We start from the raw sequence: 10,528 nt of genomic DNA, 5'->3' as shown, positions 1-10,528 counted from the left end.
GAGGCCCTGGGCCGGCGATCCGGCACCGAGGACCCGGGCGATCACCTCGTCGCGGACGGCCGTGCGCCTCGCCTTGCCCGCGTCGTCGCGCAGCGGGGTGTCGACGAACTCGACGCTGCGCGGCACCTTGTACCCGGCCAGCCGCTCGGCGACGAAGGTTTGCACCGTCGCCTCGTCCAGTGGTGTCTCGCTGTGCACCAGCGCGTGCGGCACCTGGCCCAGGTCGTCGTGCGGGACGCCGACCACCAGGCAGGACAGCACCGAGGGGTGTTCGGACAACGCGTTCTCGATCTCAGCCGGGTAGACGTTGCGTCCGCCGACGGTGAACATGTCCACCCGCCGGTCGGCCAGGTACAGATAGCCGTCGGAGTCGAACCAGCCCAGATCGCCCAGGGAGTCCCAGCCGTCCCGCTGCTTGGCGGTGCTGCCGATGTAGCGGTAGGTGGGTCCGCTGCCTTCCCGCGGCCGCAGGTAGATCTCGCCGACGACCCCCGGGGGACATTCGTCGCCGTCGTCGTCGAGAACCTTCATCTCCCCGGAGACCACCCGACCCACCGATCCCCGGTGAGTCAGCCACTCGGTTCCGCTGATGAACGTCAGTGCCTGGAGTTCGGTGCCGCCGTAGAGTTCCCACACCGCCTCCGGGCCGAGGATCTCGATCCACGCCTCCTTGACCGCGGGTGGGCAGGGCGCGGCCAGGTGCCACCACCGGCGTATCGACGACAGGTCGTATCGGCCGGGATCGGCGCGGTACACCGGGAGGAGCCGCTGCATGATCGTCGGCACGGTGGCCAGGTAGTCGACCCGGTGCTCGGTCACCAGACGCAGGAACGCCTCCGGGTCGAACCGGCTCATCAGCACCAGATGCTGACCGGTGGCCAAGGCCATGGTGGCGGAGGTGAAGCCGGTGCTGTGGCTCAACGGCACCGACACCAGCTGGGTGTCGCCGGGCAGGTTGCCCATCATCGCCGCGACCACCCCGCCCTGGAATCGGCCGTCGCCCCCGGCCTCGATGAGCTTGGGGCGACCGGTGCTCCCGCCCGAAGCCATCGACTTCAGGGACGGTGAAACCGCTTCCGGCAGAGCGGAATCCGACAAGCCGCAATTCCAGTCGCCGGGGAGCGACGGAATCTTCCCGCGCGGGTCGGCGCGGCCGACCAGAAGTGCGCGCTCCCGGAGGTCCAGCAGGTGGCCGTACTCGGCCTCCGGCAGCCGGGGTGAGAGCGGTTGCGGGATGGCGCCGAGCTTCCAGGTCGCCACCACGGCCTGCACCCATTCGATGGAATTCGGCAGCGCGATCGTCACGTAATCGCCTTGCCGCACACCCATTTCGGCGTAGCCGCGGGCCAGTCGGTTGGTGACGGACTCCAACTGTCCGCGGGTGACGGTGCGGCCCGCGTTTGTGAGCGCGGGTGCGTCCGGATCCGCGGCGGCCAGCATGCTCATCTGGGTGCCGATCGGCGGCACTCCGGGCAGCGTCATCTAGTACGCGCCCCCGTGGGTGAAGACGGCCCGCGGGTTGTCCACCAGCATCGTGGTGATCTGTTCCTCGGTGACGCCGCGCTTCCGCAGTGCCGGCAGCACGTCGTTGTGGATGTGCAGGTAGTGCCAGTTGGGCAGGACGACGGGCAGGGCGGCCTCGGGCAGCCAGTCGATGTAGCAGGACGCGTCGTGGGCCAGCACCATTCGGCCGGCGTGGCCGCGCGCACACATCCTGGCCACGGTGTCGACCCGGTCGTCGAAGCCGAGGATGTTGTCCAGACCGAACCGGTCCATGCCGAGATAGGACCCGGCGGCGATCAACTCCTCCAGGTAGTCGAGGTCGGTGGTGTCGCCGCTGTGTCCGATGATGACCCGGCTCAGGTCCACCCCCTCCTCGGCGAAGATCCGCTGCTGCTCCAGGCCGCGCCGGGTGTGGGCGTGGGTGTGGGTGGTGATCGGGACGCCGGTGGCCAGGTGGGCCTTCGCGACCGCACGCAGTACCCGCTCCACTCCGGGCGTAACACCGGGTTCGTCGGTGGCGCACTTGAGGATTGCCGCTTTCACCCCGGTGCCGGCGATGCCTTCGGTGATGTCCCGGACGAACATGTCCACCATGGGTTCCGGACCGTCCAGCACCGTGCCCGGGCCGGTGAAGTGGAAGTACAGCGGGACGTCGTTGTAGGTGTAGACGCCGGTGGCCGCCACGATGTGAAGATCGGTCTGGGCGGCCACCCGCGCTATGCGCGGGATGTAGCGACCGAGTCCGATCACCGTGGGGTCGACGATGGTGTCCACCCCGGCGGCTTTGAGCGCATTGAGCTTCTCCACGGCCGCCTGTTCCCGGGCCTGCTCGTCGCCCCAGCCCTCCGGGTAGTTGGCCATGATCTCCGTGGACAACACGAACACGTGCTCATGCATCAGCGTGACGCCGAGAGCTTCGCCGGAGATCGGGCCGCGGACTGTCTCGACGGTCATGCTCCGACTCTACGACGGTCCGACTCCACGACGGTCCGACTCTACGACGGTCCGACTCCACGACGGTCCGCGCGACCGGCCCGCCGCCTTCGCGGCAGGGGCAGAAGCGAGGCGGCCAGCGCGGCCAGGCCGATCAACGCGAACAACTGCACCCACGCCGAATGTCCGATGTAGCCGTCGACCGAGCGCCACGGGTGACGGGACAGCAGCGCGCCGGCCAGGATCACGCCGGAGGGAACTACGAACAGGGCCGGCCGGTCCAGGGTCGGCCGGCGCTTGCCCAGCACATGCGCAACCGCCAACGCGGCACCGAACACCACCAGCCCGACCGGTCCGGCGATCACCGTGCCGGCCGCCAGCAGGCCGGCCACCCCGAGGGCGCCGGGCCGCCAGGGCCGGGCCGGGAAGTAGGGGGGAGCCGGCCGCCGCGCCGGCAGTAGCGCCATCGACAACAGCAGCGGCAGCAGCGCCAGGCCGACGATCAGGCCGGTCCGGTACGGCCCGTTGGACGGAAAACTCAGCGTGACGGCGCCCTGCTCGCCGGGCGGCAGCACCCAGCCCTGCTGCCAGCCGTTGACCACCAGCGGGGTCAGTCGGGCGCCGTCGGCGCTGTGTGCCACCCAGCCCGGGTTGACGCTTTCCGGCACCACCAGCACCCGGCTGAACGGAGCCCGCGGCACGGTGATCTGGCGCCGGTCGGGCTCCCAGTCGGTGACCTGCACCGGGGTCGTCGTCGCCGGGCTCAGGTCCCCGGCCAGCGGACCGGCAAGTTGGGCACCGTCGGCGATGAACGCCGGACCCGGGCTGATCAGGAGTTCCTGCGCGCCCGCCGGGAGTGCGATGGGAGCGGGGTCACAGGTCCGCGCCACCACCGGCCGGCCGTCGAGCAGCGCCTGCACCGTCGTCGACACCGAGGTCTGCACGAACCGTCCGGCCACCCCGACGACCGGACCCTGCCCGCACGGGATCTCGATGCGGCGGCTCAGGTTGGCGCCCCCGTCCGCCGCCGCGATCGGCGCGCCGGCCGGGCTGATGGCGGTGACCTCCGCAAGCCCCGGCGGCTTGAGTTGATCGAAGCCCAGCGCGGTCCGGTCGATCACGTCCTGCCAGTCGAGCAGGCTTATCCGGATGGTGTCGGTGACCCGCGGGTGCAGCGCAAGCGTCCGCGCCGCGTCGCCGTCACCGAGGCTGCGCACCTGCGGGCCGTCCCCGAGGTCGACGGCGACCAGCGTCGGGTGGGTGGGCAAGGGCGATGAACTCGGAGTGATCCGCACCGCGGCGACCTCGGCCGGACGGGGCAGGGTCAAGGTCAGCGTCGGGGCGGCCTGGTGCTGCGCCACCCCCTGCGGTGCCGTCCACGAGGTTTCGGTGTCCCCGTCCGCGGCCGCATAGGCCGAGCCCGCGACGTCGATCAGATCGGCGTTTCCCTGCGCCCGGGCGGTGCCCGGCTGGGCGATCAGGTCGGCCAGCCGCGGTCCCTGGCGGGCGCGCACCCACACCGTCGGGGAGACCTCCGTCGCGGCCGGCGCGGTCAGCGTGCGACTCAACGTCACCGGCTCCTCCGGGGCGATCGCCATGGACGCCGCGCAGTGCACCCCGTCGGGGGAGTCGGCGCAGCCGTCCCGGCCGAGGAGTTCGGAGCCCAGATCCCATTCGGCCACCGGTGCCCCGGCCGGTGGCGGCGGCACCACGACCGTGTGACGCAGATCGACCGGATGGGCGAATCCCGAAGCGTCGTACTGGGTCACGTCCAGATCGGTGATCCCGAACTGCACGCCCGAGGATCCGTCGTCGGTGCCCACCGCGGTGATGCGCACCCACGGCGTCTCGCCGTAGGGCAGTGCGACGGTCAACGGACTGCCGGGCGAGTCGAAGCTCACGGTGGTCGTCCCGTTGACCGTGGAGACCTGGATCCGGCGCACCTGCGCGCCGACCGCCGTGGCGCTGGGCGTGAGGGTCAACGCGGCGTTGGTGACCGGACTGTCGAAGTCGATCTGCAGCCACTGGCCGATCGCCGGCTGCAGCGAGTTCGACACCCACGCCGTCGCCGAATCCCCGTCGATGGCGGCGACCGGCCCGCTGGGCGGCGAGACATTGGGCAGAGTGGTCGCGTCGGCCGAGGAACTCGAGACGCTGAGCCGGGCGCCGGTCCACTGCCCCTGTACCAGCGGGGCGTCGGGCACCGGGTAGTCCGGCACCCGGTTGTAGGTCTTGCGCGGGTCTCCGGCGGCGCGCACCGCCGAGGAATGATCGTCGACCCGGCCGTAGTCGGTCTCCCGGTCGACCGGGGTGTCGGTGACGATCACGCCGCGCCCGGAGGCGGGGGACAGCCCGGCCCGGTGCGCGTCGGTGGTCAGCAGCATCGGCCCCAGCGGGGGCCGGCCCAGTTGACGGCGCCGGGCATCGATCCGCAGCAGGGACTCCGGGCCGCCGGCCACCTGGGTCATGTCGTCGACCCCGACGAGATAGGGGGCGCCGGGGTCGGCGGCCGCCTCGACGCGGTAGATCTGGATCGCCGGGAAGCGTGGCCGCAGACCGCTGTCACTGATGAACCCGTCGACCACGCCGGCCCCCACCTGCTCGCCGAACTCGGCGACCTTGACCAGTCCCGGTGAGCCCTCGACCGCCCGGTGCACCAGCAACGGCCGTGCCGACCGGGAGGTCTCCGGGTCGAGGTCGTTACGCAACACGACGTAGGAGATGCCCTGGCGCGCCAGGGTGTCCGCCAGCCCCGCCGACGGCCGGCCGGCCGCGAACAGCCGCTGCACCGAGTCCAGCGCCCGGATGGTCTGCGGAGGGGTAAGCGGGATGGAATCCCTTACGCCCCAGGGGGATTCGCCTAGAACCTGAAGCGGCTCGTCACGGCTGTTACCCCACACCTGGGTGGCGAAGGGGGCCCCGGGCGCCACCAGCACGCGGCCGGGCGTCGGGCCCGTCGCGTTGTTCTCGGTGAGCCAGTCCGCCGCCTGGTGCCAGTAGTCCGGGATGGCCCGGAACGCGCCGGGTGGGGTCAGCCGGCCGGTCCAGGCCAACGAGGTGGCGACGAACAGTGCGGTCAGGACGACGATGCCGGCCGCCATCCGCCGGTCGTTCTCCGGGTGGGCGAAGGCCCGGATCCACACCGGCCGGGCGGCGCTGCCCGGCAACGGGATCCGGCCCAGCAGGTGTGCCACACCGAGGGCGATCGGGATCCGGATGGCCGGTTCCAGCTTGTGCACGTTGCGAAGCGGCGCCCCGGCCGCATCGAGGAAATGCTGCACCACTCCGGCGACCGGGGACCCCAGTCCGCCCGAATATCCGGCCGTCAGCAGCACCAGACCGATCAGCAGCATGGTGATCAGACGCCCGCGGGCCGGCATCGACCGCAGGGTCAGCCCGGCCAACCCGCCGGCGGCGACCAATGTGGTGGCCAGCACCATCACCGACTGGGTCACCAGTGATGACGCGGCGGTGGCGGTGGGCGCGACGAACGGCGTCCAGGCCGACGTTCCCCGCAACGTCTCGGTCAGTGAGGTCCACTGGGTGGTCACCCCGGAGGACTCGATGAAGTCCAGGAAGGGCGGGCTGATCCGGCCCAGCAGCACCAGGGCCGTCGCCCACCAGGCCACAGCGAGCGCCGACGCCAGCGCCCACCAGGCGGTGAAACGCCACCACCGGCGGTTGGGCCGGTGGCAGGCCCACCAGATCACCGCGGGCAGGCAGGCGGCCAGGCTGGCCACCGCGTTGACCGCACCCATCAGGGCCAGTGCGACACCTGCCCGGCCGGCCCACGCCCGCAGCGGCGTGCGGGGGTCGCCGCCCGGTCCGAGGGCACGGATCACCGGCAGCAGCACCCACGGCGCCAGCATCATCGGCAGCGTCTCCGAGGAGATCGACCCGAGAGTGGTCAGCACGCGCGGGGAGAGCGCGAAGGCGCCCGCCGCCACCAGCCGGGAGGTCCGGGTGCCGATCCCGAGTGTTTCGGCGACCCGCAGCAGCCCCCAGAATCCCGCCGTGAGCAGCAACGCCCACCACAGCCGCTGGATCACCCAACCGGGCAGGCCGACGGTGTCGCCGAGGAGAAAGAATGCGCCGTGCGGGAACAGGTATCCGTAGGCCTGGTTCTGCGCCTGGCCGAACGGCAGTTCGCTGTTCCACAGGTTGACCGCTCGGGACAGGAATCGCCCGGGATTGGCCGTCAGGTCGAGTTTGGTGTCCGGGGAGATGAGTCCGGGGGCCTGCAGGAAGCACAGCAGCAGTGCGGCCGCGAAGACGGCGGACAACCAGCGTCGGTGCAACGGCTGGACGCTCACCGCGTCAGACTTCTCCGCGACGGCAGGCCGCGCGGCGGCGATGGCGCTCAGGCTAGCCGCGGTTGCCGTACTCGACGCGGTTGAGCACCGACGAAGCCGGGTCGCCGGGCTGCAGGGCCGGCTTGGTGTCCTGCTGGATCATCAGTGTGGCGCCGAAGACCGAGGCGGCACCGAGTAGCAGACCGACCACGATGCTGGCGGCGGCGGGCACCACAAAGCGGGTCATGGGCGTTACTCCTCGTCGTGTGGCCGGCTGTCCAACGGTGGTCTAGCTGGACAAACCTAGCACGGCGCCGCTCGCGGCGACGGCCTCGGTTGGGCTTCGGTTGGGCTGGGGCCCGTGGTCATGACAGCATGTGCGGATGGTTACCAGCCCGCTCTCTCTTCGCGCCCTGGCGGCTTGCGCGGCCGTGCCGATGTTCCTGGCGGCTTGCTCGACGCCGACGCAGCGAGCCGAAGCCCCGTCGGGGTCCGCGTCCAGCCAGGTGGAGTCGGCCGGCGTCACGCCGCTGTCCGCCCCGCTGAATCCGCCCGCCGCCCCGGCGCCGCCGGCCTGCGGGACCGGGTCGGCGTTGCTCGCCGCCATGTCCACCCGGGACAAGCTGGCGCAGACCCTGATGGTCGGTGTCCGCAACGGCTCCGATGCCCGGGCCGTGGTGGGCACCCACCACGTCGGCGGCATCATGATCGGCAGCTGGACCGACCTGTCGATGCTGTCCGACGGAACCATCGGGGACATCTCGAACCTGGGCCCGCTGCCGCTGGCCGTCAGCGTCGACGAGGAGGGCGGCAGGGTGTCGCGGCTGTCGTCGATCATCGGGGCCATCCCCCCGGCCCGCACGCTGGCCGCGACCAAGACCCCCGACGAGGTCTACGGGATCGCGCTGAGCCGCGGCCGGCAGATGCGCGGCATGGGCATCACCGTCGACTTCGCCCCGGTCGTGGACGTGTCCGACCAGGGGGCCGACACCGTGATCGGCGACCGGTCGTTCTCCGACGACCCGGCCGTCGTCACCAGCTACGCCGGGGCGTTCGCCCGCGGCCTGCGCGATGCCGGGGTGCTGCCGGTGCTCAAGCACTTCCCCGGCCACGGCCACGGGTCGGGCGATTCGCACACCGCCGGCGTTGTGACGACCCCGCCGCTGGCACAACTGATGGACAGTGACCTGGTGCCCTACCGCACGCTGACCGCGCAGGGGCCGGTGGGCGTGATGATGGGGCATCTGCAGGTGCCGGGCCTCACCGGTGACACCCCCGCCAGCCTGAGCGCGGCCGCGGTGAACCTGTTGCGCAGCGGCGGTTACGGCGGCCCGGGCTTCAACGGCCCCGTCTTCAGCGACGACCTGTCCAGCATGGCGGCGATCTCCTCGCGCTACGGCGTCGCCGAGGCGGTGCTGCGCACGCTGCAGGCCGGCGTCGACGTGGCGCTGTGGATCACCACCGACGAGGTGCCGGCCGTGCTGGACCGGCTTGAGTCGGCGGTCAACGGCGGCGAGTTGGCGATGGCGGGCGTGGAGGGCTCGATCCTGCGGATGGCCAAGGGTCCCAGCGCGCGCTGCGGCGGCGGCTAGGCGGCCATGGCGGCCGGTGGCACCAAGCGGTTGCCGCGTGCGGTGCGCGAGCAGCAGATGCTGGACGCCGCCGTGCAGATGTTCTCGGTCAACGGCTACCACGAGACGTCGATGGACGCCATCGCGGCGGAGGCGCGGATCTCCAAGCCGATGCTGTACCTGTATCACGGGTCCAAGGAGGAACTGTTCGGCGCCTGCCTGAGTCGTGAGTTGGGCCGCTTCATCGACGCCGTGGGCGCCGATGTCGATCTCAAGCAGTCGCCGCGGGAGTTGTTGCGCCGCACCATCCTGTCGGTGCTGACCTACATCGACGCCAACCGGGCGTCCTGGATCGTGCTCTACACCCAGGCCACCAGTTCGCAGGCCTTCGCCCACACCGTCCGGGAGGGCCGGGAGAGGATCATCGCCCTGGTGGCCCGCCTGCTGGAGGCCGGGACCCGAAATCCTGAGCCGGGCAGCGACTTTCACTTGATGGCGGTGGCCCTGGTGGGTGCCGGGGAAGCGGTCGGAACGCGGGTCAGTGCGGGCGACGCCGACGTCGACGAGGCGGCCGAACTGCTGATCAATCTGTTCTGGCGGGGTCTGAAGGGCACGCCTACGGAGAGGGATTCGGCCCGGGCCGCCGAGTCCTAGAGCGCGCGAACCGCGGCGGTCAGGTGCGGGTGGCCGTCGGCCATGTTGCGGAGCGCGATGTCCCAGCCGCCGGAAACCCGGTCGAGGTAGAGTCCCGCGTCGGCCGGCAGCACCACCGGCTTGCCGAACTTCACCGAGTACCGGACGGCATCGGGCAACCGGCCTTCGATATTGGCCAACACGGCCGCCGCGCTGAACATCCCGTGAGCGATGGCGCCGGGGAAACCGAACAGTCTCGCGCCGACGGAACTGGTGTGGATCGGGTTGCGGTCACCGCTGATCGCGGCATAGCGGCGGATCCGGCCGGGGGTGATCCGGAGAATCCCGTTGGGGGAGGGCAGTTTTCGCGCCGGCACAGGCTCCGGTCGGGGTTCGCCGGACAGGCTGGTGCGTTGCCGGTGCAGGAAGGTGGAGACCTGGTGCCAGGCCGGGTCGTTGCCGACCGCCACCTCGCTGACGAAGTCGACGAGCAGGCCCTTGCGGTGCTCGCGCAGATTCCCGGCGCGCACCGTGATCCCCACGGTGTCGGTCACCGCGATGGGCCGGCGGGAGGTGATGCGGTTCTCCACGTGGACGGCGCCGATCGCCGGGAACGGGAAGTCGAAGCCGGTCAGCAGCGACATGACCGACGGGAAGGTCAGCACGAACGGATAGGTGATCGGCACATGTGCGCCGTAGCGCAGGCCGGTGGTCGCGGCGTAGCGGGCGACGTTCGCGCGGTCGATCGCCAGTTCGCCGGCCCGCACCACCCGTTCGGGCGGTTTGTCGCCGCGGGGGATCACCGGCAGCGCGCCCACCGCGGCGCGGGCCAGGCCGAGCAACCCGGAAGTCCGATCCGACATCACGCCCCCAGCAGTGCCTGGCCGCACACCCGGATGGTGTTGGCGGTGACGGCGTTGGACGCCGGGCTCGCGAAGTAGGCGATGGCCTCGGCGACGTCCACCGGCTCCCCGCCCTGGTGGAGCGAGTTGAGCCGACGGCCCACCTCACGGGTGGCCAACGGAATCGCCGCCGTCATCGAGGTCTCGATGAATCCCGGGGCGACCGCGTTGATGGTGATCCCCCTGCCCGCCAGGCCGGGCGCCAGCGCTTCGGTGATGCCGATCATCCCGGCCTTGGTGGCGGCGTAGTTGGTCTGGCCCCGGTTGCCGGCGATGCCGGCCATCGACGACAGCCCGATGATCCGGCCGCCCTCGCCGATGCTGCCGTTGCCCGTCAGCCCTTCAGTAAGCCGCAGTGGCGCAACCAGATTCACCGCGATGACCGAATCCCAGCGGTCCTCGTCCATATTGGCCAGCAGCTTGTCGCGGGTGATCCCCGCATTGTTCACCAGGATGTCCGCCCGGCCCCCGTGGTGTTCCCTGAGATGGGCGGTGATCCGATCGACGGCGTCCTCGGCGGTGACGTCCAGCGCCAGGGCGGTGCCACCGACCCGGGACGCGGTCCGTTCGAGGGCCGGTGCGCAACCCTCGACGTCGACGGCGACCACCCGGGCGCCGTCGCGGGCGAGCACCTCGGAGATGGTGGCGCCGATGCCGCGGGCCGCGCCGGTGACGATGCCGACCTTGCCGGCCA

Annotated in this window: 8 protein-coding genes; 2 read left to right on the top strand and 6 right to left on the bottom strand. The window is 71.4% G+C overall.

From position 1 onward, the window contains the following. From ADBZ5U_RS02675 to ADBZ5U_RS02660, 4 genes are all read right to left on the bottom strand, one after another. On the bottom strand, positions 1-1,482 hold a 1,482-nt coding region (locus tag ADBZ5U_RS02675), incomplete at its 3' end, for an AMP-binding protein (protein ID WP_526262083.1). After that, positions 1,483-2,457 (bottom strand): phosphotriesterase family protein, encoded by a 975-nt coding sequence (locus tag ADBZ5U_RS02670; protein ID WP_526262081.1) that lies wholly within the window; start codon positions 2,455-2,457, stop codon positions 1,483-1,485. It abuts the gene before it with no gap. Between the two features lie 41 nt (positions 2,458-2,498). Beyond that, positions 2,499-6,734: an alpha-(1->3)-arabinofuranosyltransferase domain-containing protein gene (locus ADBZ5U_RS02665; RefSeq protein ID WP_526262118.1), complete on the bottom strand. Its 4,236-nt coding sequence runs from the start codon at positions 6,732-6,734 to the stop codon at positions 2,499-2,501. A gap of 67 nt (positions 6,735-6,801) precedes the next feature. After that, entirely contained in the window at positions 6,802-6,975 is a 174-nt protein-coding gene (locus tag ADBZ5U_RS02660; RefSeq protein WP_526262079.1) for a DUF2613 family protein, read from the bottom strand. 136 nt (positions 6,976-7,111) lie between these two features. Here ADBZ5U_RS02660 and ADBZ5U_RS02655 point away from each other — a divergent pair, with 136 nt between their 5' ends. Together ADBZ5U_RS02655 and ADBZ5U_RS02650 are read left to right on the top strand one after the other, a co-directional pair. Next, positions 7,112-8,320 carry a glycoside hydrolase family 3 N-terminal domain-containing protein gene (locus ADBZ5U_RS02655; protein ID WP_526262077.1) on the top strand — a complete coding sequence of 403 codons (1,209 nt, stop codon included), beginning with the start codon at positions 7,112-7,114 and terminating at the stop codon, positions 8,318-8,320. 6 nt (positions 8,321-8,326) lie between these two features. Further along, the gene (locus ADBZ5U_RS02650; RefSeq protein ID WP_526262075.1) at positions 8,327-8,953 is read left to right on the top strand and encodes a TetR/AcrR family transcriptional regulator; all 627 of its coding nucleotides are present in this window, start codon (positions 8,327-8,329) and stop codon (positions 8,951-8,953) included. Here ADBZ5U_RS02650 and ADBZ5U_RS02645 read toward each other — a convergent pair. Further along, positions 8,950-9,795, bottom strand: a complete 846-nt coding sequence (locus ADBZ5U_RS02645) for a MaoC/PaaZ C-terminal domain-containing protein (protein WP_526262073.1) — start codon at positions 9,793-9,795, stop codon at positions 8,950-8,952. The genes ADBZ5U_RS02650 and ADBZ5U_RS02645 overlap by 4 nt on opposite strands. Continuing rightward, positions 9,795-10,528: SDR family oxidoreductase (locus ADBZ5U_RS02640; protein ID WP_526262071.1), on the bottom strand; the 734-nt coding region annotated here is incomplete at its 5' end. The genes ADBZ5U_RS02640 and ADBZ5U_RS02645, both read right to left, overlap by 1 nt.

This window comes from Mycobacterium sp. (assembly GCF_040398885.1).
GTDB lineage: Bacteria > Actinomycetota > Actinomycetes > Mycobacteriales > Mycobacteriaceae > Mycobacterium.
The sequence above is the reverse complement of the archived record's forward strand: the minus strand, read 5'-3'. Positions and strand labels throughout refer to the sequence as shown.